Annotated in this window: 23 protein-coding genes, 2 pseudogenes and 1 riboswitch; of the genes and pseudogenes, 11 read left to right on the top strand and 14 right to left on the bottom strand. The window is 72.1% G+C overall.

Annotation, left to right across the window (positions count from 1 at the left end; translation table 11 throughout):
• Positions 1-268: 268 nt before the first annotated feature.
• Together A4R43_RS26560 and A4R43_RS44820 are read left to right on the top strand one after the other, a co-directional pair.
• Entirely contained in the window at positions 269-3,070 is a 2,802-nt protein-coding gene (locus A4R43_RS26560; RefSeq protein WP_236808294.1) for an AfsR/SARP family transcriptional regulator, read from the top strand.
• Positions 3,071-3,379: 309 nt separating this feature from the next.
• Positions 3,380-3,571: pseudogene (locus A4R43_RS44820) on the top strand (nSTAND1 domain-containing NTPase); the annotation flags it as partial.
• 132 nt (positions 3,572-3,703) lie between these two features.
• Here A4R43_RS44820 and A4R43_RS26555 read toward each other — a convergent pair.
• The 8 genes from A4R43_RS26555 to A4R43_RS26520 all read right to left on the bottom strand — a co-directional run bounded on the left by A4R43_RS26555 (position 3,704) and on the right by A4R43_RS26520 (position 9,532).
• Complete coding sequence (locus A4R43_RS26555; RefSeq protein WP_113694797.1) at positions 3,704-4,582, bottom strand: hypothetical protein; 879 nt, start codon at positions 4,580-4,582, stop codon at positions 3,704-3,706.
• Positions 4,576-5,082, bottom strand: coding sequence for a DUF6932 family protein (locus A4R43_RS26550; protein WP_113694796.1), 507 nt, complete (start codon positions 5,080-5,082; stop codon positions 4,576-4,578). Before A4R43_RS26550 ends, A4R43_RS26555 begins: the two co-directional genes overlap by 7 nt.
• A 27-nt stretch (positions 5,083-5,109) precedes the next feature.
• Positions 5,110-5,700, bottom strand: a complete 591-nt coding sequence (locus A4R43_RS26545; protein WP_113694795.1) for a hypothetical protein — start codon at positions 5,698-5,700, stop codon at positions 5,110-5,112.
• 12 nt (positions 5,701-5,712) lie between these two features.
• Positions 5,713-6,237 (bottom strand): OmpA family protein, encoded by a 525-nt coding sequence (locus A4R43_RS26540; RefSeq protein ID WP_113694794.1) that lies wholly within the window; start codon positions 6,235-6,237, stop codon positions 5,713-5,715.
• Between the two features lie 40 nt (positions 6,238-6,277).
• Entirely contained in the window at positions 6,278-6,994 is a 717-nt protein-coding gene (locus tag A4R43_RS26535) for an ESX secretion-associated protein EspG (RefSeq protein ID WP_113694793.1), read from the bottom strand.
• Positions 6,991-8,250 (bottom strand): PPE domain-containing protein, encoded by a 1,260-nt coding sequence (locus A4R43_RS26530; RefSeq protein ID WP_113694792.1) that lies wholly within the window; start codon positions 8,248-8,250, stop codon positions 6,991-6,993. Before A4R43_RS26530 ends, A4R43_RS26535 begins: the two co-directional genes overlap by 4 nt.
• Complete coding sequence (locus A4R43_RS26525) at positions 8,250-8,657, bottom strand: hypothetical protein (RefSeq protein WP_113694791.1); 408 nt, start codon at positions 8,655-8,657, stop codon at positions 8,250-8,252. Before A4R43_RS26525 ends, A4R43_RS26530 begins: the two co-directional genes overlap by 1 nt.
• Before the next feature lie 74 nt (positions 8,658-8,731).
• Entirely contained in the window at positions 8,732-9,532 is an 801-nt protein-coding gene (locus A4R43_RS26520; protein ID WP_113694790.1) for an SGNH/GDSL hydrolase family protein, read from the bottom strand.
• A gap of 255 nt (positions 9,533-9,787) precedes the next feature.
• Between A4R43_RS26520 and A4R43_RS26515 the strand changes: the two genes are divergently transcribed.
• A complete protein-coding gene (locus tag A4R43_RS26515; protein ID WP_205215089.1) occupies positions 9,788-10,465 on the top strand; it encodes a DUF3159 domain-containing protein in 678 nt (225 codons plus the stop codon).
• Positions 10,466-10,554: 89 nt separating this feature from the next.
• On the opposite strand, the gene A4R43_RS26510 is transcribed toward A4R43_RS26515, so the two are convergent.
• Positions 10,555-11,544, bottom strand: a complete 990-nt coding sequence (locus A4R43_RS26510) for an N-acetylglucosamine kinase (RefSeq protein ID WP_113694788.1) — start codon at positions 11,542-11,544, stop codon at positions 10,555-10,557.
• Between the two features lie 160 nt (positions 11,545-11,704).
• Positions 11,705-12,754, bottom strand: coding sequence for an SIS domain-containing protein (locus tag A4R43_RS26505; protein WP_162788602.1), 1,050 nt, complete (start codon positions 12,752-12,754; stop codon positions 11,705-11,707).
• A gap of 107 nt (positions 12,755-12,861) precedes the next feature.
• On the opposite strand from A4R43_RS26505, the gene A4R43_RS26500 reads away from it, so the two are divergent.
• Both A4R43_RS26500 and A4R43_RS26495 read left to right on the top strand, forming a co-directional pair.
• On the top strand, positions 12,862-13,620 hold the full coding sequence (locus tag A4R43_RS26500) for a GntR family transcriptional regulator (RefSeq protein ID WP_113697895.1): 759 nt from the start codon (positions 12,862-12,864) through the stop codon (positions 13,618-13,620).
• A 74-nt stretch (positions 13,621-13,694) separates the two neighbouring features.
• A complete protein-coding gene (locus tag A4R43_RS26495; RefSeq protein WP_236809275.1) occupies positions 13,695-15,125 on the top strand; it encodes an MFS transporter in 1,431 nt (476 codons plus the stop codon).
• Here A4R43_RS26495 and A4R43_RS26490 read toward each other — a convergent pair.
• Complete coding sequence (locus tag A4R43_RS26490; RefSeq protein ID WP_113694786.1) at positions 15,111-16,061, bottom strand: threonine ammonia-lyase; 951 nt, start codon at positions 16,059-16,061, stop codon at positions 15,111-15,113. The two genes, A4R43_RS26495 and A4R43_RS26490, sit on opposite strands and share 15 nt — an antisense overlap.
• 154 nt (positions 16,062-16,215) lie before the next feature.
• Here A4R43_RS26490 and A4R43_RS26485 point away from each other — a divergent pair.
• Positions 16,216-16,435 (top strand): annotated as a pseudogene (locus tag A4R43_RS26485) (hypothetical protein); the annotation flags it as partial.
• 50 nt (positions 16,436-16,485) lie between these two features.
• The gene (locus A4R43_RS44815) at positions 16,486-17,169 is read left to right on the top strand and encodes a dihydrolipoyllysine-residue succinyltransferase component of 2-oxoglutarate dehydrogenase complex (RefSeq protein WP_418190856.1); all 684 of its coding nucleotides are present in this window, start codon (positions 16,486-16,488) and stop codon (positions 17,167-17,169) included.
• Positions 17,170-17,247: 78 nt separating this feature from the next.
• On the opposite strand, the gene thiE is transcribed toward A4R43_RS44815, so the two are convergent.
• Entirely contained in the window at positions 17,248-17,913 is a 666-nt protein-coding gene (thiE, locus tag A4R43_RS26480) for a thiamine phosphate synthase (RefSeq protein WP_113694785.1), read from the bottom strand.
• Between the two features lie 32 nt (positions 17,914-17,945).
• Positions 17,946-18,051, top strand: a riboswitch (TPP riboswitch).
• Between thiE and thiO the strand changes: the two genes are divergently transcribed.
• From thiO to A4R43_RS26460, 4 genes are all read left to right on the top strand, one after another.
• Positions 18,045-19,133 carry a glycine oxidase ThiO gene (gene thiO, locus A4R43_RS26475; RefSeq protein WP_113694784.1) on the top strand — a complete coding sequence of 363 codons (1,089 nt, stop codon included), beginning with the start codon at positions 18,045-18,047 and terminating at the stop codon, positions 19,131-19,133. Its footprint overlaps the riboswitch before it by 7 nt.
• Positions 19,133-19,333 (top strand): sulfur carrier protein ThiS, encoded by a 201-nt coding sequence (gene thiS, locus A4R43_RS26470; protein ID WP_113694783.1) that lies wholly within the window; start codon positions 19,133-19,135, stop codon positions 19,331-19,333. The genes thiO and thiS overlap by 1 nt, the downstream gene beginning before the upstream one ends.
• A gap of 1 nt (position 19,334) precedes the next feature.
• A complete protein-coding gene (gene thiG / locus A4R43_RS26465) occupies positions 19,335-20,099 on the top strand; it encodes a thiazole synthase (protein ID WP_113694782.1) in 765 nt (254 codons plus the stop codon).
• A 134-nt stretch (positions 20,100-20,233) separates the two neighbouring features.
• Positions 20,234-20,671 carry a MarR family winged helix-turn-helix transcriptional regulator gene (locus A4R43_RS26460; RefSeq protein WP_113694781.1) on the top strand — a complete coding sequence of 146 codons (438 nt, stop codon included), beginning with the start codon at positions 20,234-20,236 and terminating at the stop codon, positions 20,669-20,671.
• On the opposite strand, the gene A4R43_RS26455 is transcribed toward A4R43_RS26460, so the two are convergent.
• Positions 20,668-21,471 carry an ion transporter gene (locus A4R43_RS26455; protein WP_113694780.1) on the bottom strand — a complete coding sequence of 268 codons (804 nt, stop codon included), beginning with the start codon at positions 21,469-21,471 and terminating at the stop codon, positions 20,668-20,670. The genes A4R43_RS26460 and A4R43_RS26455 overlap by 4 nt on opposite strands.
• Complete coding sequence (gene thiD, locus A4R43_RS26450) at positions 21,468-22,304, bottom strand: bifunctional hydroxymethylpyrimidine kinase/phosphomethylpyrimidine kinase (protein WP_113694779.1); 837 nt, start codon at positions 22,302-22,304, stop codon at positions 21,468-21,470. Before thiD ends, A4R43_RS26455 begins: the two co-directional genes overlap by 4 nt.
• Positions 22,305-22,307 lie beyond the last annotated feature (3 nt).

Genomic DNA, 22,307 nt, shown 5'->3' with positions numbered 1-22,307 from the left:
TTCGCTAACCCTTCGTGGCCTGTTACGTTGTCTCCGTCACGGTCGAAGTGACGCGGCGGTTACTCCTTGCTCGGGGTGAGACCGCCCGCGCGCCGGCCGTGGCAGTCGGCAACACCGCCCTGCACCATCAGATCGGGACTGATGGTGCAGGGCGGTGTTGTGTCCGGGGGTTGTTCCACCGGCGCCGCGCATGCCCAACTCCACACGCCGGTTGCCGGGTTTGCGAGTAACGTCTTCTCCTGCTCGTCCACGACGCAGGGGAGGCGTAGTGAGCGAAGGGGATTTGGGGTCCCACCAGGCCTGGTTCCAGCTGCTCGGCCCGGTCCAGCTGCTGGCGGGCTCGCGGCCGGTGCCGGTCGGCGGGCCGGGGGTGCGGGGGCTGCTGGCGCTGCTGGCCTTGCACGCCAACAAAGTTGTTCCACTGGACGACATCATCGACGCGCTCTGGGGGCACGATCCACCGGCCACCGCGCGCACCATCGTGCACGGCAACGTCTCGCACCTCCGCCGCGTGCTGCGGTCCATCCAGGGCGACAGCGGCGACGGCGCGCAGATCCACACCCGCCCGCCCGGCTACCAGCTGACCGTCGACCCGTCGCAGATCGACGTGCACCGCGCGCGGGCGCTGCTCGAGTACGCCACCGCGGCCGGGGCCGAGCGCCGAGCCGCCGTGCTCGCCGAGGCGCTCGCGTTGTGGAAGGGGCCGGTGCTGTCCGGCGTCCCCGATTCGGTGCACGCGCCGGAACTGGAGGACCTGCGGCTCGCGGTGCACGGCGCCCGCGTGGACGCCGACCTCGAACTCGGCAGGCACGCCGAGCTGATCTCCGAGCTGACCACCATGGTGCGCGAGAACCCGTTGGCGGAGCGCACGATCGGCCAGCTGATGCGTGCGCTCTACCACGCCGGACGCCGCGCCGACGCGCTCGCGGTGTACCGCCGCGCGGCCCGGCACGTGGTCGGCACGCTCGGCATCGATCCCGGCGCCGAACTGCGGGAGCTGCACGACCGCATCCTGCGTGACGACCTCGCCGACCCGTCGTCGCCGAAGGGGCCGCCACCGCGGCTGGTGCGGGTCAACCCGGCGCAGCTGCCCGCCGCGGTGCCCCGCTTCGCCGGGCGCGCCGACGAGCTGGCCTGGCTGGACGGCCTGGTCGAGGAAGCCCGGCAGGGCGCGAGCATGGTCGGCGTGGTCACCGGCGCGCCCGGCGTCGGCAAGAGCGCGCTGGCGATCTCGTGGGCGCACCGGAGAGCGGCGGACTTCCCGGACGGCGTGTTGTTCGCGACGCTGCGCGGGTTCGACCCGGAGCACCCGCCGCTGGCGCCGGGTGAGGTGGTCACCCAGTTCCTGCTCGGGCTCGGCGTGCGGCCCGCCGAACTGCCGGAGAAGCCACACGAGCGCATCGCGTTGTACCGCTCGCTGCTGGCCGACGCCACCGTGCTGGTGGTGCTCGACGACGCGCGCTCGGCCGAGCAGGTCCGCCCGCTGCTGCCGCCCGCGCCGGGCTCGGTCGCCGTGGTGACCAGCCGCGCGCGGCTCGACGGGCTCGTGGTCGCCAGCGCGGCACGCCTCCGGGCGCTGGAATCCATGCCACCGGCCGACGCGGTGCGGTTGATCGAGGAACTGGCCGGGCCGGGGGACTACGGCAAGCTGGCCGAGCTGTGCGCGTACCTGCCGCTCGCGCTGCGCATCGCCGGTGCCCGGCTGGTGGTGAGTCCACAGTGGACCGTCGAGGACCTGGTGGCTGAGCTGGCCGACGAGCGCACCCGGCTGGCCGCGCTCGACGTGGCCGGGGTGGACGTCGCGGAGACCAGCGTGCGGGCCGCGCTGGACGTGTCGCACCGCGGGCTGCCGGAGCCGGTCGGCGCGTTGTTCCGGTTGCTGGGCGCGTTCACCGGGCCGTCGATCGGGCCGCACCTGGCCGCCGCGCTCGGGGGCACCGGGGTCGCCGAGGCCCGCCGCCGACTGCGCACGCTGGCCGCCTACCACCTGCTCACCGAGGTCGGCCGGGACGTGTTCGCACCACACGACCTGGTCCGGCTGTACCTGCGCGGGCTCGCGGAAACCGAGCTGGCCGCCACCGAACGCGAGGCGGTGCTGCGGCGGTCGGTGCGGTACTACCAGGCCGCGGCCGACCGGGCGCGGCGGCGGCTGCTGCGCATCGTGGACTCGCTCGACTTCGCCGCCGCGCTGCCCGAAGCGGAGCTGCCCGAATTCGCCGACTTCGACGACGCGCTCGACTGGTTCGCGCTGGAATGGCCGAACCTGCTCGAAACCTGCGAAGCCGCGTACCGGGCCGGGCGCTACGAGGACGCCTGGCAGCTCGCGCGCGTGGTCCACACCTATCGGGTGGTGCGGCCGTTGCGTGACGAGTGGACGGGGTTGGTCGAGCTGGGCCTGGCCGCGGCGAAGGCGTCCGGGAACCCGCTCGCGCACTGCTGGATGCTCATTTCGCGGTGCGCCATCGCGCTCACCTTCGGCATCGAGGGCGGCGGGCTGACCGACGCCGAGCACGCGCTGGCGTTGGCCGCCGAGGTCGGGGACAAGCGGCTGCTGGTGTCGGCGAACATCCACGTGGGCGCGGCGCTGAGCAGCTCCGGCCGGTACGACGAGGCGATCGACCGGCTGCGGCAGGCGATCGAGGAGACCGAGCGGACCGGCGACCCGGCGTTGCGCGGGCAGGCGCTGAACAACTGCGCGGAGGCGGAGAAGCTGTCCGGCCGGTACGCGGAGGCGATCGAGCACCAGCTCGGCTCGCTCGCGATCGACCGTGAGCTGGGGGACGACAGTTACGCTGTGGTATCGCTGAACAACCTGGCGGAGCTGCACCTCGGAACCGGGGAATTGGGCGAGGCGGAACGATATGCGCGGCAGGCGATAGAGCTGACCACCAGCCGTGGATTCGTCTTGCAGGAGGGCGTTTCGCGGGCCGCGCTGGGGCGGGTGCTGCGGGCTCGCGGGGACCGGGTGCAGGCCCGTGAGCAGCTCGAACTCGCCGAAGAACGGTTCCGGCAGGCGGGCGCGCCGTGGCCGGCGGAACTGGGTGCGGAACTCGCCGCAGTGGCCGAATAGCGGTAAGTCACCAGCCATGTCCATCGAGCGGAAGATTTTGGCGGACAGGTGAAATATCTACTTAGTGAACTCTTAGCAGGGTGGCGGCGCTCACGCGTAGTGTTCAAATCGCGGTGATCGTCCGGCGGCCGGGGAGGGCCGAAAGCCGGGGTCACCGCGGCTTCCGTCCCGCGGTGGGACGCGCGCGGAAGCCACCGCGCCGGACCGGGCCAGGGGGAGGGTCCGGCGCACCACCGGCCGGCCGGCGCGCCGAGGGGGAGCGCCGGCCGGTCGCGCACACCAGTGATCTGCCCGGGCCGGTGAACACGAATGTGGCTTTCGGGGCGCCAGCCGCGACACGAATGTGGCTTTCGGGTTGTGGTGGGCCCGATGACCGAACCCGAACTGCGGGCGGCGATCGTCGAGCCCGCGCGCGGCGCCGGGATGGAGGTCGACGGCGGGCTGGTCGAACTGCTCATCCGCGAGGTAACCCCTGGCACGCCCGGCGAGGCGGGCGCCGCGCACGAACAGGACGCGCTGCCGCTGCTTTCGCACACCCTGCGGGCGACCTTCGACGCCGCCTCGGCGCGGGGCGAAATCCGCCCCATAAGCCCATTCGTGTTCTGGCCGCGGCGCGCGAGCGGAGGGTCCGCGTCAGAAGAGGCTGGTTTCCGGGGTGATCTCGAGCAGTTCGTAGACCGGTCGGCCCCGGCGGCCGTCGATCGTGGTGGTGCGGACCACGCGCAGCCGCGCGGTCACCGGCCGATCCAGGTTCAGCTTGATCTCGTCCAGCAGGTCCGGCGCCACCGCGCCCTGCACCGTGCCGCCCGATTCGCGTTCCAGGTAGAAGATCCGCCGCCGGGTGCGCACGCCGTCGAGCCTGCCCGACACCGTCTCGTACCCGACCTCCTCGCGCGACTCGCGCAAGCTGCTCCGCAGCACCCGCGCCTGCTCGGTGGTCATGCTGCGCAGCACGTCCTCACCGGCCGTGGTGGTCAGCTGCAACCCGATCCCGGCGTTCTTGCTGACCGCCGCCACGATGTCGCTGACCGCGTTCCGCACGGTGTCCCGCTGCAGCAGCACCGCGTCCAGCGCGCCGTCGTCGGAACCGTTGGCCGGCAGGAAGTCGCACAGTTCCTTGACCGCGCGCTCGGACAGCGTCTCGATGCCGTCGTGGATCAGCGCGTCGGCCGGTTCCGGCTCGGGGAAGCCGAAGAACAGCGTGTTGCCCGCCTGCCCGCGCTGGATCAGCGGCGCCTTCTCGCGGTCGGCGGGCTGCACGTAGGTGATCTCGCTCTGCGGGTCGCGGATGATCCGGCCGATCTTCGCCGCCGCGTCCTGCAGGGCGCGGCCGATGTCGGAGAAGGTGTACGCGTCCTGCTGCGACGAGCCGAGCACCGACACCCGCAGCAGCGGTGAGCGCGAGGTCCGCTCGAACTTCGCGTGTGCCGCCATCGCCGACGCGCGCGCCAGGTCGTCCAGCCAGGTACCGCCGGGAATGTCGTCGGCCAGTTCGCGGAACTTGTTCACCACCGCACCTCCGCGTACCCCTTGACCAGCCCCTCGACCGGACCGTACGGCCCGCGCACCGACGACCAGGTCTGCGCCCACACCTCTTCGTGGCCCGGCACGCACAGGTAGCCGTCGAGCAGGCCGTGCACCGGCTGCACCTGGTCCAGGTACATCGCGGGCTGGCCGATGATGGCGCCACGCAGCGTGACCATGCCGTAGAGCGCGGCACGCGCGGCGCCGTCGAGCTTCTTGAGGCTGCCCCACTCGTCCGGGATGAGCACCACGTCGACGGTGCCCGGCGGCTCCTCCGACCACAGCGCGAGCCCGCCGTCGATCCAGGCGCGCCCGGACGGGATGATCCGGCACACCACGCCGAGATAGCTGCTCAGCGCGCCGAACAGGATCTCGCGTTCGTTCTGGTACGGCGCGTCGCAGACCAGGCGCTCGTAGATATCGGCCAGATCCGCCGGATGCGCGCCGGGTGGGAGCACCCCGTCCGCGGTCCAGTGCGGCAGCGGCATCGACCCTCCTCGAATGGACAGCCGAAATTACCAGTTGCGCTGCCGGGGCTGGACAGGCGGCCAGTCCTCGTCGGTCGGCCAGGCCGGTTGGGCGTTCTCCACCGGCCAGTCGATCTGGCCCTCGGTGGGCCGCGGTTCTTCGCCTGGATAGGCGGGATGGCCGTCGTCGTCCGCGGGCAGCTGACCGCCGCGCGGCTCTTCGTCGTAGTCGTCGCGCGGGTAGCCGTCCTCGGGATAGGCGGCGACCGGGTGCAGGTTGCCCGGGTACGACTCGGGGTACGGGTCCTCCGGATAACGCGCGTCGTGGTCCTCGCGCGGGTAGCCGTCGTCGTCGAGGTAGGCGCCGGGCTCGGCGTGGGCGTAGCCGTTGCGGGGACGGTCGTCGTGGGTGAAGCCGTCGTCGTAGTCGTCCTGCGGATAGACCGGCTCGTCCTGCGCGGGAAACGCGGGAGGGGCGGGAGGATCCTCGTAGAACGGTCTCGACGGCATCGCCGCGGCTTCTTCGGCCCTGGCCAGCTCCTTGCGGTGCACCATCGACAGCACCACCCAGGTCAGCAGCACGCCCAGCCCGAAGGCGACCAGCAACCAGACCCAGATCTGGCCGAACAACCACAGCATCGTCGACTCCCCCTACTTGACCGTGATCTCGACCCGGCGGTCGTCCCCACCGCCCGCCTTGGGTCGCGTGTCCCCGTACCCCTTCGCGGTGATCCGCTCGGCGGGCACGCCCTCCCCGGCGATCAGCTTCGCCACCGCCTCCGCGCGCTGCCGTGACAGCTCCAGGCCCGCCTCCTCGTCACCCGGTGTCTTCGCGACGTGCCCGCCCACCTCGAAGGTGGCGTCGGCGGGCGCCTTGGCCAGCACCTCGCGGATCCGGCCGACGGTGCCTTCGCTTTCCCCGGTCAACTCGGCGGTGTCCGGGGTGAAGGTGATCGGCTCGGCTTCGAGCAGCCGGTCGATCTCGGTCTGGAGCGCCTGCTTCGCGTCGCCGCCCTCCGCGGCGATCGCGGGCTGGACCGGGGGCGCCGCGGCGGGCGCGGCCGTCCGCTGCGTCATCTCGGCCTCCAGCCGGGCACCGTCGGTCCAGGTGATGACCAGCGCCATCGCGGCGGTCACCACCAGCGCCAACGGGATCAGCAGCAGGCGGCCGGACATGTTCTGACCATAACTTGGGGGTTCCTCCAGGTGCTAATCCTCAGTACGGCCGGAGGGCGGAATCCGCCGCGCGCAACTGCCGCACCATCGCCTCCGGCGTGCCGGGAACGCAGCTGACCTGCGGTTCGGCGCCCTTCTCCTCGGTGACGAACGTCATCACCCGGCCGCGGCCGGCGAGGTCGAGCACGGTCAGCGGCGAACTGCGCCGCCGGGAGCCGCCGCGGTCGGGCCGGGCGGCGTGCAGCTTGTGCACCCCGGTGCGCCGCGAGCCGGTCACCTCGGTCACCGCGTCCTGCCGGGACTTCGGCACCCGCAGCTCCGGCACCCTGGCGGGCGGCACCCGCGGCAGCGAGTCGACCAGGCAGCGCTCGGGGGCGTCGAACTCGGCGTGGTCCAGCCGCAGGTGCGTGTCGTCGCGGAACACGCGCACCGCGCTGCCGAACTCGTCGGTGGCCACCAGCACCCCGGCGGTGTTGCCGGAGTCGACCAGGCCGACCCAGCCGTAGAACTCGCGGTCGGCCTCGGCGAGCACGGCCAGCACCTCCTTGAAGTGCTTGCTCGGCACGCCGTTGCGGGCCAGTCCCGCGCGGTTGAGCCCGTCGGCGATGCGGTTCTCCAGGTCGCGCTGGGTGTCCGAGTCGGCCCACCGCTCCTCGATGCCGATCACCGGGTGCAGCGGGCCCAGCCGCTGCCACTTCCACGCCTGCCGGAACGCCGCCAGCGGCAGCACGATCGGCCGGGGCAGTCGCACGGTCACTGGCCGATCACCGGCGGGGCCGTCCGCTCGTCGGTGCCGAAGATCGCGTCGGGATCGGCTTCCTCCAGGTAGGAGGCGCGGCGGTGCTCGGCGTCCTCGCCGCCCTGACCACGGCCGCCTCCGCCACCACCGCCACCACCGGAGCCCATGCCGCCACGGGCACCCGCGCCCTGTCCGCCCTGCGCGCCACCAGGCGCGGCGGGACCACCGGCACCGGGCAGGCCGCCCGCGCCGACCCCCGCGCCCGCACCCGGCGCACCCGCGCCACCACCGGAACCGGAACCACCGGCGGAACCGGCCGACGGAATGCCGCCGCCAGGGCCGAAGGCACCCGCGCCGAAGTCACCACCGGCACCGCCACCACGCGGGCCGAAGCCACCGGGATTGCCGGGCCCGAGGCCCGGAATGCCCGGCCACGACGGCTTGTTCAGCCTCGGCGGCTGGTAGCCGGACGGCGTGGTGCCGATCGGGATGCCCGGGGTCGGCGGCGGCACCGGCGGGTGGTGCGGCGGCGGCACGGGCGGCGGGATGTTCGGCGGGGGAGTGGTCGTCGGATGCCCGGTGAATCCGCTGACGCTGGTCGAATCGTCCTTCTTGGGGATCCGGTACTTCCCGTCCTGATCGCCCTTGTCGTCACCGGGATCGCCCGGTTTGCGCGGTTCGACCTCGAAGTCGTTCCCGCTGTACCCCGGCACGTGGCCGTAGTCGGCGACCATCGACGCCTTGTTCTCGTCACTGGTCTGCACGTACACCGAGTACTTCTCGCTGTTCTCGGAGACCTGCTGGTTGCGCTGGTTGATCTGGTCCTCGGTGTCGGTGTCCCACGGGGTCGCGCTGTCCCAGAACCCCTTCTCCGGCGGGTCGTTCGACACCTGGTGCAGGTTGGCCTTGAGCGCCTCGAAGCTGTGCACCTGGTTCTGCACGATCTCCGAGTTGACCTTCAGCGTCTTCGCGGCCGTCTCGGCGACGGTGGCCAGCGGCTGGATGTTGGCGCGCGCGGCGTCCGAGGCGGCGCCGTTCCACGCCGACTCCAGCTTCGCCACCAGCCGCCGCGCGCCGTCCTCCAGCTCACGCTGCTCGTCGTGCTGGTTGAGGCCGAGCTGCCGGGCTTCCTGGAGGCTGGCCGGGCCCGCGCCGTCGCGGATCATCTGCACCAGATCGCCCGGCGGGATGAAGGCCCCGTCCTCTTCCAGCTTCTTCAGGTACTCGTCGAGCCAGGCCCACGACCCGCCCGCTTCCCCGAGGAACCAGCCCATCAGTGCTCGCCGGCCTTCCGTGCCGCGGCGGCCGCGTTCGCGTCGGTCTCCTCGACGTTGCCCAGTGCCTTGTTCAGTTTTCCGATCAGGTCACCCAGGTACTTCGACTGCAGCCGCAGGTGGTTGAGGTAGTTGAAGCCGGTGGCGTTCGCCGCGGCCACGTACCGCTCGCTCGCCGGATCACGCCCCGGCGGCGTGATCCGGCTGAGCGGCTGGGTGCCCATGATCTGCTTGTCGACCAGCACCCGGAGCTGCTTGGCCTCGGTCAGCACGTTGATCATCTCGCTGCGGCTCATCGCGAACCCGCCGGACGGCGGACCCGCCGCCCCCTGCGGCGAGTCCGTGATCACCCACGGCACCTCGTTCAGCCACTTGCCGACATCCGCCGGCTGCTGCCACGTGGACACGACGAAACCGCCTCCCCCAGTCACTCAGGTAGCGGACAATAGTCCACTCCCGACGCCCGTGTCCGGAAAACCGCTCAGGGAGCGGGCTGCGATTCGACCAGCCCGGCCTCCGCGGGACGCAGCGGGTCCAGCCGCGGTCGCTTCGGCCGGAGCCCGTCACCCAGCGACTCCCCGCGCAGCTGGCGGCGGATCCACGGCAGCAGGTGCACCCTGGTCCACTCCAGATCGGACCGCCGCAGCGAGATCCAGGTCGGTTCCGGCGAGGCCGGCCACGGCTCGCGCCAGTCCTGCTCGGTCGGCACGCCCAGCACCTCGGCGGTGCGCAGCGCGATCCGGCGGTGGCCCTCCGGGGTGAAGTGCAGCCGGTCGTCGCTCCACGCGCGCAGGTCGTGCAGCGCGTCCATGGACCACAGGTCGACCACGTGCGCGCCGTGCCGGTCGGCGATCGCGCGCAGGTGGGCGTTGTAGATGGCCACCTTGCCGCGCAGGCGGTTCATCACCGACATGATCTTGGTGTCGGGTCCGGTGAACACCGCCACGGTGATGCCGGCGGACCGCAGCGCGACCACGGCCTCCTCGAAGCGCGCGGCCACCGCGTCCACGTCCACCCCGGGCACCACGATGTCGTTGCCGCCGGCGCACAGCGTCACCAGGTCCGGCTTGAACTCCAGCGCGACCGGGATCTGCTCCTCCACGATCTCGGCGAGCATCTTGCCCCGCAGCGCCGTGTTGGCGTAACGGAAGTCACTCCGGCCCCCAGCCAGAATCTCGGCCAGCCGATCGGCGAAACCCCGGAAACTGCCGTCCGGAAGCTCGTCGTTCAGCCCTTCGGTGAAGCTGTCGCCGACGGCGACGTAGCTGTCAAAGCCAAACACTCTGGGTCTCCCTCCACCCCGTGCCCTGCGAAAACCTCTCCGGTAGCGGGTTCAACACTCGAAGATCGCCCCACAATCCCGATTGCCGCAACCTCTGTTTTGCTCGGACGTCACAGTGTCGTACGTCCACCGTCATCTTGGCACCCGTAATTAGACGCCTTCGCGCGGCCGCCCGGCATCATCCTCGGGAATGATCTAGGCGTTCGCCGGAAGGTAAGGGTGCCCTTCGTCGGTGGTTTGAGGCAGGCTGTAGGGGTGACCGAGCCGCCTGTGACCGAATCGCGCGAGTCCCTGGCCCAGCTGCTGGGCGGGCGCAAGGGCGCGCTGGACGCGAGCGTGCCGCCCGCCGCCTTCGTGGTCGGCTGGCTCGCGGCGGACTCGTCGATCGCCTGGGGCGCCGGGGTGGCCATCGGGGTGGCTGTGCTGCTGGGCGTCTTCCGGCTGGTGACCGGGGACAAGGCCCGCGCGGTGGTGGTCAGCCTGGCCGCGGTGATCGCGGCGGCGCTGATCGCGCTGCACACCGGGCGCGCGGAGGACTTCTTCCTGATCCAGCTGCTGTCCAATGTGGCCAGTGCGCTGCTGTGGGCGGCGAGCATCGTGGTGCGGTGGCCGCTGCTGGGCGTGGTGGTCGGCTTCGCGCTCGGGCAGAAGACCCGCTGGCGCCGCGATCCCGAGCTGCTGCGCGCGTACTCGCGGGCGAGCTGGATCTGGGTGTTCGGCCAGTACACGCTGCGCGTGCTGGTCTACGGCTCGCTGTGGTGGAGCGGCCAGGTGGTGGCACTCGGCATCGCGCGGACGGTGTTGTCGTGGCCGCTGGTGGCGCTGACGCTGGCGGTCAGCGGCTGGGTGCTGTACCGCTCGCTGCCCGACGGGCATCCCGGCCTGCGGCACCCGCGGGTGCCCGGAACCGAACCGGGCACCGAGGGGAAGTAGACGGCCCCCGGCGAGGGGGGAGGGTCCGGGGGCCGGTTACCACCGTACTCGCAGAAGCCGCGGATCGTCGATGTCCGGCTTCGCGCGCTCTACTGGATTTCGAGCACCGGTCGCGGAGCGTTCTCGCCGAAGCCGTCCACCGCCGCCAGCCAGGCGGCGCCGAGTACGCCATCGGTGGCGGACCGGATTTCCAGGCCACGGAGCGTTTCCCGCACCTTCGCGCCGACCGGGCTGTCGCCGACCAGCACGCTGCCGACGAGCACCAGCGGAGTGTCCTCATCGGGCTCGCGTGCTTCGAGTGCGCTGGCCACCAGGAGTTCCGCCGCGTGGTCGGTGATTTTCCGCGCGGTCGCGTCACCTTCGGCGGCGGCCGTGCTGACCAGCGGGGCGAACCGGGCGAGCCGGATCGGCGATTCGAAGTTGCAGGTGGTGATCAACCGGCGCGAGGTGAGCAACCGGTCGGTTTCGGTCTGCGCGCGCAATGCGTCCAAATCGGACAGGTGCAGGGCTTCGCGGAGCACGGCCAGCGGCAGCCCGTCGAACGGCCCGCCGCGGCCGAGCGCGGTCAGCGTGGCGCGCACCGCCTCGCGGCCGATCCAGAACGCCGAGCCCTCGTCGCCGAGCAGCCAGCCGTAGCCGCCGGTGGTGGAGACCAGGCGCCGCTTGCGGATGCGGGCCGAGATGGCGCCGGTGCCCGCCACCAGCACGGTGCCGTCGGGGGCGTCGGTGGCCGAGGCGAAGGCGGCCTCGGCGTCGGCGACCATGCGCACGCCGCTGCCGAGCCCGAGCCCGGTCCAGGCGTCGTCGAACACCTTCGCCATGGCGGGATCGGTCAGCTTGCTGACCCCGGCCATGCCGACCACGCACGCGCGCACCGAAGCGGGATCGGCGTCACGCAACGCGTCACCGATGGCGGCCGCGATGTTCGCCGCGGCCCGCTCGGGCGGGTGCGCGTTCGGATTGGCACCGCCCGCGCGGCCGCTGCCGAGCACGATGCCGTCGGCGTCGACGGCGAGCGCGCGGGTGGACGTTCCGCCCGCGTCGACACCGACGACCCGGGGACGGCTGGGGTCACTCACTGGGGGCCTCCTCGCAACACGATGGTGACTATGCCGTGAATCACGTCACGCGTCATCCATCCCGCCGAGAAGATCAGCGGCTTTGGGTGACTCCCTGGATCGCGGAGCCCGTCGAGCTGGCTTGCCGGACACAGCCCGGTCACCCAGCCCGCTCAGAAGGTCAGCGGGTTTTGGTCACCTTGTTCAGGCCCCGCGGGCGGTCCGGGTCGCCGCCCCTGGCCAGGGACAGGCCCAGTGCCAGGCTCTGCGCCGGCAGCACGTCGAGGATCGGCGCGAGTTCCTCGGCCACCGGCGGCACCTCGATCCGCAGCGCGGCGGGCACGTCGGCGGCGGCCGAGCCGATGGCGAGCACGTCGGCGCCCCGGCCGGAGACCGCGTCGAGCACCTCGCGCATCGCGTCGCCGCCCTTGCCGCGGTTGGTCAGCGCGAGCACGGCGGTCTCGCCGTCGATCGCGGCGACCGGGCCGTGCAGCAGGTCCGCGCCGCTGTACGCGCGCGCGGCCAGGTAGCTGGTCTCGGCGAGCTTGAGCGAAGCCTCCAGCGCGGTGGCGTAGGAGTAACCACGGCCCGCGGTGATCACCCGGTTGACGAAGCGGTACCGGTCCACCGCCCGCTGCACCCCGGCCGCCGAGCGGTCGAGCGCCTGCTGGGCCAGTTCGCCGAGGCCGTCGGCGTCGGCGCCCTTGCCGCCGCGCACGGCGTCCACCAGCAGGTACAGCGCGAGCAGCGTGGCCGTGTAGGTCTTGGTCGCGGCGACCGCCTGCTCCTGCCCGGCGCCGATGTCCACGGCCAGCTCGGCGGCGGCGCTCAGCGGCGACGACGGAGTGTTGCTGACCGCCACGGTGAGTGCGCCCTGCTGCCGTGCCGACTCGGTGAATTCCACCAGATCAGGTGAACCTCCACTTTGGCTGACCGTCACCAGCAGCACGTCGCGCAGGTCCGGCGCGGCACCGTAGAGCGTCACCGTGGACGGCGAAACGAGCCCCGCCGGCAGCCCGAGCAGCACCTCGATCAGGTACTTGGCGTAGAGCGCGGCGTGGTCGCTGGACCCGCGCGCGGCCAGCAAAGCAAAGCGTGGCGGGCGTTTCGCGATGGCTTCGGCCACCTCGGCGATCTCCGGCTGCCGGTCCCGCAGGGCCGCCAGCACGGCGGGCTGCTCGGCGATCTCGGCGGCCATGTGCGCGCCGGGCCGCGCACCCTCTACGGTCATGATGCGTCTCCTCAGATCTGGTCTAGACCAATGCTAGCCGGTCGACCTGTTTCCGTCGAAGAGTACTTTTTCCGTGAGGAGTCGCGCGTGTTGTGAAGGAGCCGCTCATGTTGGAGACATCACCGCCCGGGGAATCCGGCTCGGCCACCGGCACCCGGGGGCAACGCGAGCCGAAGTACTGGGCACTGAAGCAACACCTGCTGGACCTGCTGGACGCACTGCCTGCCGGGTCGTCCATCCCCACCGAACGGGCGCTGGCCGGCGAGTTCGGCGTCTCGCGGACCACCGTCCGCCAGGCGCTGGCCGACCTGACCGTGGAGGGCAGGCTGCACCGCGTGCAGGGCAAGGGCACCTTCGCCGCCGAGCCGAAGTTCGCCCAGCGCCTGCAGCTGTCGTCCTACACCGAGGACATGCGCGCGTCCGGGCGCGAGCCGTCGTCGAAGCTGCTGGAGATCGACGAGCTGCCCGCCGAGGGCGAGCTGGCCAAGCTGCTCGGCATCCGGGCCGGGGCGAAGGTGCTGCGCATGCGCCGCCTGCGCCTGGCCGACGCCGAGCCGATGGCGCTGGAGACCACGCACCTGCCGCTCGGCCGCTTCCGCGGGCTCCGCAAGCACGTCACCGCGGGCGGTTCGCTGTACGCGGTGCTGCGCGAGCAGTTCGGCGTGGAGATGGAACGCGCGGAGGAGACCATCGAGACCGCGCTCGCCGGGCCGCAGGAGGCCGAGCTGCTCGGCGCCGACGTCGGCATGCCGATGCTGCTGCTGTCACGGCACTCGTTCGCCGCCGACGGCAAGCCGGTGGAGTTCGTCCGCTCCATCTACCGCGGCGACCGGTACAAGTTCGTCACCACGCTCAACCGCCCGTGACCGCGCCCGGCGTCGTCCGCTGGGGCACTCCGGCGGCGCGCGGGGTGCTCGCCACCACCATTCTCGGGTCGGGCATGGCCATGCTCGACGGCACCATCGTCAACGTCGCACTGCCGCGGATCGGCGGGGAGCTCGAGGCCTCGGTTTCCGGTCTGCAGTGGATCCTCGACGGGTACCTGCTGGCGCTGGCGTCGCTGATCCTGATCGCCGGCTCGCTCGGCGACCGGTACGGGCGGCGGCGGGTTTTTGTCATCGGGGTGGTGTGGTTCGGCGTCGCGTCGGTGTTGTGCGGGCTCGCGGTGACCACCGAGATGCTGGTGGCCACCCGGGTCCTGCAGGGCATCGGCGGCGCGCTGCTCACGCCCGGCTCGCTGGCGATCCTGCAGTCGGCGTTCCCGCGGGCCGAACGGGCCAGGGCGATCGGCGCCTGGTCCGGGTTGGGCGGCATCGCGGCCGCGATCGGGCCGCTGGTCGGCGGGCTGCTGGTGCAGGTGTGGTCGTGGCGGCTGGCGTTCCTGATCAACCTGCCGCTGGCGGTGGTCTGCGTCTGGCTGGCGCGCAAGTACGTGCCGGAGTCGTGTGACCAGCAGGAGCACACCGGCCGCCCGAATGTGCTGTCCTCGGTGGTCGGCGCGCTCGGGCTGGCCGGGCTCACCGCGGCGCTGGTCGAGCTGCCGGTGCGGGGTGGTGACTGGCTGGTGCTCGGGTCGGGGATCGCCGGGCTGGCCGGGCTGGTGGTTTTTGTGGTGCTGCAACGGCGCTCGGCCGATCCGCTGGTGCCGCCGCGGTTGTTCGCCAGCCGGACGTTCACCGTGGCCAACGCGCTGACGCTGGTGGTCTACGCGGCGCTCGGCGGCGTGATGATGTTGATGGTGCTGCAGCTCCAGGTGTCGCTCGGGTACTCGCCGACGGCGGCGGGGCTGGCCGGGCTGCCGATCACCGTCGTGATGCTCGTGCTGTCCGGGTATTCGGGACGGCTGGCGCAGAAGATCGGGCCGCGGCCGCAGCTGGTGGCCGGGCCGATGCTGGTGGCCGTGGGCATGCTGCTGTTGCTGCGGGTCGAGCCGGGGGCGTCCTACCTGGGCGCGGTGCTGCCCGCGGTGACCGTGTTCGGGCTGGGGCTGGCCACGGTGGTGGCGCCGGTGACGGCCACCGTGCTGGCCGCCGCGCCGGACCAGTACGCCGGGGTGGCCTCCGGCGTGAACAACGCGATCGCCAGGACCGGCGGGCTGCTCGCCATCGCGCTGCTGCCCGCGGTCGCCGGGCTGACCGGGGCGGCCTACGCCGACCCGGTGGCGCTGACCGCGAGCTGGCGCACGGCGCTGCTGGTGTGCGCGGGCCTGGCGGTGGCCGGTGGGCTGGTGGCGCTCGGTGTGCGCAACGACGTGCTCAGTGTGCCCGGCGGGGAGCCGGAACCCGTGCACGACCACCCGGAGCCGGGGGAGTGCCTGCACTGCGGGGTGGACGCGCCGCCGTCGGCCTACGCGCGCTCACGCCCGGAGTAGCTCGGCGAGCAGGGCCGCGTCGATGTTGCCGCCGGAGACGACGGCCACGGTGCGGCCCTCCGGCAGCTCGTCGCGCCGGAACAGGTAGGCGGCGGTGGTCACCGCGCCGCTGGGCTCGGCGACCAGGTTCGCCTTGGTGGCCAGCACCCGCACGGCGGCGCGGATCTCGTCCTCGCTGACCGTGACGATGCCGTCGATCACCCGCTTGAGGTGCGCGAAGGTCAGCTCGGACGGCTGCGCACGCAGGCCGTCGGCGATGGTGCGTGCCCGCCATTCCACCGGCCAGTCGACCCTGGTGCCGGAGAGCAGGCCCTCCGCGGTGTCGGCGGCGAGTTCCGGCTCCACCGCGTACACCCTGGCCGACGGCAGCAGCGACTTGATCGCGGTCCCGATGCCGGAGGCGAGCCCGCCACCGCTGACCGGGACGAGCACCACCTGCGTGCCCGGCAGGTCCTCGGCGATCTCCAGGCCGATGGTGCCCTGCCCGGCGATCACCTCGTGGTGGTCGAACGGCGGGATGAGGTTGAAGCCGTGCTGGTCGGCGAGGGTGTGCGCGGCGAGTTCCCGCTGCGCGATCGGCACCTCGATCACCTTCGCGCCGTGGGCCGCGGTGGCCTCGACCTTGGTTCGCGGGGTGCTGTCCGGGACCACGATCATCGCCGGGACGCCGAACATCTTCGCGGCCGCGGCGACGGCCTGCGCGTGGTTCCCGCTGGAGTAGGCGACTACTCCGCGTTGACGCCGGGGTTCACTCAGCGCGGCGATCGCGTTGTACGCGCCGCGGATCTTGAACGCGCCGATCGGTTGCAGGTTCTCGGCTTTGAGCCAGAGCGGGGCGCCGGTCGCCCAGTGCTGCGGCAGCAGGGGGGTGCGGATCGCGGCGCCGGCGATCCGGCCCGCGGCGGCCCGGATGTGCTCGAGGGAGATCAGCTGCATAACGGTGAGTATGTCAAGGATCGGTGAATCGCGCGTAGTCCAATGTGGACAGACAGCGTGGCGGGGCTCACCATCGGGCAACGCGGGGAGCAACTGGCGCGCCTTATTCGTTGGGGGTTCGGGTAGTCGCAGGGGTGTGGAGAAGAAACGGATCATGTCAGAGGAGAAGGAAAAGAAGTCAGGGGTCAGACCGATTCAGGTGGCCGCGGCCGCACTGGCCGCGGTGACCGCGGCGCTGCTCGGTTCGACGCTCGGCGTCGCGGGCACGGTGCTCGGCGCGGGATTGGCGAGCGTGATCACCACGGTGGGCGGCGAGCTGTACCTGCGCTCGCTGGACCGCACGAAGGAAGCGGCGCTGAAGGCCAAGGTGCTGGCCACGCGCACCCAGGTGCTGGCGTCGGGCCGGGCGGGGGCGACGGCGCCGATGGCCGAACGGATCGGGTCGCCGGCGGCCGAGTCGGGTGACGAGGAGTCCGACGCCCGGGGTTCGGCGCCGGAATCGGCTTCGGCTTCTGGAGCGGCTCCGGGATCGGCTTCTGGGGCGGCTTCGGGCTCCGGCGCGGCTTCTGGGGCGGCTTCTGGGGCGGCTTCGGGCTCTGGAGCGGCTTCGGGGGTGGATTCGGCTTCGGACTCTGGCTCTGGAGCGGCTTCGGGAGGGGCCGCTGAGTCATCCGGGGCGGCCTCGGGGGTGGCTTCGGAATCGGCGGAGCAGCCGGTCAGCCGCCTGCGCAAGCTGCGGTGGCCGTTGGTCATCGGGACCAGCCTGGTCGGCTTTGTGCTGGCGATCCTGCTGATCACCGGGTTCGAGTTCGCCACCGGCGGCAGCATCTCCGGCGACGGCCGGAGCACGATCGGCCACATCGTCGGCGGTGGCGGCGGCGAGCACGAGAAGCCCGCCGAGCACGCCCCCGCCTCGGAAACCCGCGAGGCCCCGGCGAGCACCCCGTCGAAGGCGCCCGCGAGCGAATCCGGCGCGCCCACCACCACGGCACCGGCCGAGCCGTCGGAGCAGCCGACCAGCAGCACCCCGGAGCCATCGGTCACCACCACCACCGAAAACCCGGAACCGAGCGCCCCGCAGCAAAGCGCCCCCGCCGCGGCGCAATAAAAACGCGGTGAAGAACACGAATGTGGCTTTCGGGGCGAAAAGCGCCCCGAAAGCCACATTCGTGTTCGGCGGTCTCCGTTAAACCAGCGCGGATTTCAGGGCACGCGCCGCCGATTCCGGGTCTTCGGCGTCCGTGATGGCGCGGACGACCACGATTCGCGTGGCTCCCGCCTCCAGGACTTCCGGCAGGCGCTCGAGATCGATGCCGCCGATGGCGAACCACGGGCGCCCAGTGCCGAGCGCGGCGGTTTCCCGGACCAGGTCCAGCCCCGGCGCGTCCCGGCCGGGCTTGGTGGGGGTCGGCCAGCAGGGCCCGGTGCAGAAGTAGTCGACGCCCGGCTCGGCGGCGGCCGCGCGGGCCTGCGCGCCCGAGTGCGTGGACCGGCCGATCACCACGTCGTCACCCAGCACGCGCCGCGCGACCGGCACCGGGAGGTCGTCCTGGCCGAGGTGCAGCACGTCGGCGCCGGCCGCCAGCGCGACGTCCGCCCGGTCGTTCACCGACAGCAGCGCACCGTGCTTCGCGCATGCGGCGGCGAACACCTCCAGCGCCGCCAGTTCCTGTTTCGCCTCCAGTGGCGCGCCGCTGGTCTTGTCACGCAGCTGCACGATGTCCACCCCACCGGCCAGCGCCGCGTCGAGGAACTCCGCGAGGTCCCCGCGCGCCGACCGCGCGTCCACGCACAGGTACAGCCGTGCCTCGTCGAGGCGCTTCCTGATCTCGTCACCATCCAGCCCTGGCATGTTCGCGACGGTACTCGTCGGTGTTACGGTGGAAACGTCCGCACGGGAGCCCGAGGCACGGGCTGAGAGGGAGCTGCCGCTCCGACCGTGGAACCTGATCCGGGTCATGCCGGCGCAGGGAGCGTGATCCCATGAAGCGAAAGCACCAGGTCACCGTGGTTGGTGGCGGTGTCGTCGGCCTCGCCGTCGCCTGGCGCGCCCAGGCCCGCGGCCACGAGGTCACCCTCGTCGACCCGCGACCGGCGCGTGGTGCGTCCTGGGTGGCGGGCGGCATGCTCGCCCCGGTCACCGAGGCGTGGCCCGGTGAAGAGGAAGTGCTCACCCTCGGTGAGGAGTCGCTGAGGCGCTGGCCGCAGTTCGCCGAGGACCTCGGTGGCTGCGGACTGTCCGAGAAAGGCACGCTGGTCGCCGCGCTGGACAGTGCCGACCTGGGCGTTCTCGACCAGCTCGCGGCCTATCTGCACAGCGCGGGCCGCGAGGCGGAAAAGCTGACAAGTCGACAATTGAAGCGGCGAGAACCCGGTCTCGCGGGCTCCCTCCGCGGGGGCCTCGCCGTGCCGGGCGACCTGTCCGTGGACAACCGCGCCCTGCTCGACGCCCTCCGGAAACCGCTCGACCCGATCCGCGAAGAGGTCGTCGAGCTGGGCCCGGAGACCGTCCGGACCACCGGCCGGACGCTGCGCGGCGATCTCGTGGTGCTGGCCGCCGGCGCCTGGAGCGCCCGCCTGCACCCGGCGCTGGAGCACGCCGTCCGCCCGCTCAAGGGCGAGATCCTGCGCCTGCGTGCCCGTCGCACCACGCTCGGCCCGCCCGCGCACACCGTCCGCGCGTACGCCGAGGGCCGTCCCATCTATCTCGTGCCGCGCGCGGGCGGCGAGCTGGTGCTCGGCGCGACCCAGTACGAGGCCGGGTTCGACGAGGTGGTCACCGCACGCGGGGTGCGTGAGCTGCTCGAAGGCGCCGAACGGGTGTTCCCGGCGATCGCCGAGTACGAACTGGCCGAAACCGCCGCCGGGCTGCGCGCGGCCAGTGTGGACAACCTGCCCTTCATCGGCAGGCTGCCCGACGGGGTGTTCGCCGCGACCGGGCACCACCGCAACGGCCTGCTGATGGCGCCGATCACCGCCGACGCGGTGCTCGCCGCGCTCGACGGCACCCCGCCGCCGCCCGGGGTGGCCGCCGCCGACCCGGCCCGGCTTCGTGAGAAGGAGAGTGTCTGATGCGGATCGTGGTCAACGGAGACGAGCGGCAGTTCCCCGACGGCACCACCGTGCGGGGTCTGCTCGAAGCCCTCGGCATCGAGGAAAAGGGCGTCGCGGTGGCGGTCGACGCCGACGTGGTCGCCCGCCGCGACTGGGCCGATTTTGTCCCGGCCGACGGCAGCTCGCTCGACATCCTCACCGCCGTCCAAGGAGGCTGACATGACCGAAACCGGCGACCAGCTGCTCATCGGTGAGCACAAGCTGAACTCCCGGCTGATCATCGGCACCGGCGGCGCGAGCAGCCTGGCCGCGCTCGAACGCGCGCTGGTCGCCTCGGGCACCGAGCTGACCACCGTGGCGATGCGGCGGGCCGACGCCGAAGGCGGCTCGGGCGTGCTGGAGTTGTTGCGGCGCTTGGGAATCAAGCTGCTGCCGAACACCGCGGGCTGCCGCAGCGCGGCCGAGGCGGTGCTCACCGCACGACTGGCCCGCGAGGCGCTGGACACCGACCTGATCAAGCTCGAAGTGCACGCCGACGACCGCACGCTGCTGCCCGACCCGCTGGAAACGCTGGACGCCGCCGAGCAGCTGGCCGCTGACGGCTTCACCGTGCTGGTGTACACGAACGACGACCCGGTGCTCGCGTTGCGGCTGGAGGAGGTCGGCTGCGCGGCGGTGATGCCGCTCGGCGCCCCGATCGGCACCGGCCTCGGCATCCGCAACCCGCACAACATCGAGCTGATCGTGTCCAGGGCCCGGGTGCCGGTGGTGCTGGACGCCGGGATCGGCACCGCGTCGGACGCCACGCTGGCGATGGAGCTGGGCTGCGACGCCGTGCTGCTGTCCACCGCGGTCACCCGCGCGCAGGACCCGGAGCGCATGGCGCTGGCGATGCGGTCGGCGGTCACCGCCGGACGGCTGGCGCGTGGCGCCGGCCGGATTCCGCAGCGGTTCTGGGCCCAGGCCAGCTCGCCTCCCCGCTGAGCGGAAGTCGTCCATCACAATCCCGGCGGGTTCACGCGGAACCCCGGGTGGCGGCACGTAAGGTTGACGGCACTTTCGACCACATCGGGGCTGACCCGCGCGCCACACCTTCCGTGCGCGGTAAGGAGCGTGAGGTGACCACGTCGCCGTCTCAGGACGTGTCCGGCCGGCTTTTCCTGGCCGTCGGCAGGCTTTCCCGCTCGCTGCGGCAGGCGGGCGCGCCGGGCCCCGGCCACGGTGCGATCTCCGCGCTGGCCACCCTGGTGAACTACGGGCAGCTGCGGCTCGGTGATCTCGCCGCCAAGGAGGGCGTGGCCGCGGCGACCATGTCGCGGATAGTGGCCGCGCTGGTCGAGGCGGGGTACGTGCGCCGCGAGTCCGATCCGGTCGATCGCCGCGCCTGGCTGGCCACCGCCACCGAGGAGGGCGAGCGCATGGTCTCCGGGGTCCGTTCGACCCGGATCCAGGAGCTGAACCGGCGGATCGAGCGGTTGTCCGAGGAGCAGCGGCGACAGCTGATCGACGCGCTGCCCGCGCTGGAGGCCCTGCTTTCCGACGACGAGAAGTCCTAGTCCCGCTCCCGCGCGCGCAGCTCGGCGATCTCCGCGCGCAGTGCCCGCAGCTCGTCCAGGATCTCCTGGTTCGCGGCGGCCTGCGCGGCCGCCTGCTTGTCCTCCTCTTCGCGGATTTCGTCGCGCAGCTCGTCCTCCATCGCGCTGACCACCACCGCGATGAACAGGTTCAGCACCGCGAAGCTGGAGATCAGGATGTAGACGACGAAGAAGATCCAGGCCGCGGGTGCCTGCGCCATCACGTCGTCGGCGATGTCCGGCCAGGCTTCGCCGGTCATCACCTGGAACAGGGTGAACAGCGACGTGCCGAGATCGCCGAAGTGCTCCGGGGTGATCGTGCCGAACAGCTTGGTGGCCATCACCCCGGCGACGAAGATGATCAACGCCAGCAGCGCGGCGATCGAGGCCATGCCGGGGACCGCGGCGAGCAGCCCGGTGACCACCTTGCGCATCGACGGCACCACCGAGATCAGCCGGAGCACGCGCAGCACCCGCAGGGCACGCAGCACGGCGAACGGCCCGGTCGCGGGCACCAGCGCGATGCCGACCACGGCCAGGTCGAACAGGTTCCACGCGTCCTTGAAGAACGCGCCGCGGAAGGCGTAGAACTTCGCGCTCAGTTCGAGCACGAAGATGCCGAGCGCGAGGTAGTCGAGCGTGTGCAGGAAGGTGCCGTATTCGGCGACCATCCGCGGTGAGGTCTCCAGGCCCAGCGTGATCGCGTTGGCCACGATCACCGCGATGATGAAGTTCTGGAACCGCCTGCTCTCGACAACGGCCCCCACCCGCTGTCGGGTCACGCGCGCTCCTCCGGGGCCAGCCGCCAGAACGCCGAAACCGGGCCGACCTTCGCGCCCATCGGGTACGAGTTCGCCACCGCGTTGCTGACGAACCACTTGCCGAACCTGGCTGCTTCCACCACCGGCATGCCGCGCGCGAGACCGGCGGTGAACGCCGACGCCATCGCGTCACCGGCGCCGTGCGTGTGCGGCGTGGAGAAGCGCGGGCCCGGCAGTTCGACGAAGTCCTCACCGTCGAAGAGCAGGTCGACGCACTCGGGATCGGTGACCAGGTGCCCGCTCTTGACCAGCACGTGCCGCGGCCCGAGCTGGTGCAGCGCCACCGCCGCGTCGCGCATGCCCTGGCGGTCGGTCACGTCGAGGCCGGTGAGCAACCGCACCTCGTCCAGGTTCGGGGTGAGCACGGTGGCGCGGGGGAGCAGCAGGTCACGCAGCGCGGCGAGCCCGGCCGCGTCGAAGAGCGGGTGGCCGTGCATGGAGGCGGCCACCGGGTCCACCACGAACGGGATGCGCCGGTCGCGGCCGATCTCGGCGGCGTCGCAGGCCGCGGCCACCGCCTCGATGATCTCCGCCGACGCGAGCATGCCGGTTTTGGCCGCGCCGACCCGCATGTCCGCGGCGACCGCTTCGATCTGCCCGGCGACGATGTGCGGTGGGATGTCCGTGCGGTCGTGCACCCCGAGCGTGTTCTGCACGGTCACCGCGGTCACCGCGACCAGGCCGTGTACCCCGCAGGTGAGAAAGGTGCGCAGGTCGGCCTGCAGTCCGGCGGCGCCACCGGAGTCGGAGCCGGCGATGGTCAGCGCGGCAGGCGGGCTCGTAGCTTCCGTCATGCC

The organism is Amycolatopsis albispora, assembly GCF_003312875.1.
In the GTDB taxonomy this organism is placed as follows: Bacteria; Actinomycetota; Actinomycetes; order Mycobacteriales; family Pseudonocardiaceae; genus Amycolatopsis; species Amycolatopsis albispora.
This window is presented reverse-complemented; position numbering and strand designations above follow the sequence as displayed.

Coding starts and splice junctions, on each gene's coding strand:
- A4R43_RS44815 (WP_418190856.1), top strand. CDS start 16,486: ATGGCCGAACGGATCGGGTCGCCGGCGGCCGAGTCGGGTGACGAGGAG.
- A4R43_RS26530 (WP_113694792.1), bottom strand. CDS start 8,250: ATGGGCTGGTTCCTCGGGGAAGCGGGCGGGTCGTGGGCCTGGCTCGAC.
- thiS (WP_113694783.1), top strand. CDS start 19,133: ATGCGGATCGTGGTCAACGGAGACGAGCGGCAGTTCCCCGACGGCACC.
- A4R43_RS26490 (WP_113694786.1), bottom strand. CDS start 16,061: ATGCAGCTGATCTCCCTCGAGCACATCCGGGCCGCCGCGGGCCGGATC.
- thiG (WP_113694782.1), top strand. CDS start 19,335: ATGACCGAAACCGGCGACCAGCTGCTCATCGGTGAGCACAAGCTGAAC.
- thiE (WP_113694785.1), bottom strand. CDS start 17,913: ATGCCAGGGCTGGATGGTGACGAGATCAGGAAGCGCCTCGACGAGGCA.
- thiO (WP_113694784.1), top strand. CDS start 18,045: ATGAAGCGAAAGCACCAGGTCACCGTGGTTGGTGGCGGTGTCGTCGGC.
- A4R43_RS26505 (WP_162788602.1), bottom strand. CDS start 12,754: ATGACCGTAGAGGGTGCGCGGCCCGGCGCGCACATGGCCGCCGAGATC.
- thiD (WP_113694779.1), bottom strand. CDS start 22,304: ATGACGGAAGCTACGAGCCCGCCTGCCGCGCTGACCATCGCCGGCTCC.
- A4R43_RS26540 (WP_113694794.1), bottom strand. CDS start 6,237: ATGTCCGGCCGCCTGCTGCTGATCCCGTTGGCGCTGGTGGTGACCGCC.
- A4R43_RS26550 (WP_113694796.1), bottom strand. CDS start 5,082: ATGCCGCTGCCGCACTGGACCGCGGACGGGGTGCTCCCACCCGGCGCG.
- A4R43_RS26545 (WP_113694795.1), bottom strand. CDS start 5,700: ATGCTGTGGTTGTTCGGCCAGATCTGGGTCTGGTTGCTGGTCGCCTTC.
- A4R43_RS26495 (WP_236809275.1), top strand. CDS start 13,695: ATGGCCATGCTCGACGGCACCATCGTCAACGTCGCACTGCCGCGGATC.
- A4R43_RS26500 (WP_113697895.1), top strand. CDS start 12,862: ATGTTGGAGACATCACCGCCCGGGGAATCCGGCTCGGCCACCGGCACC.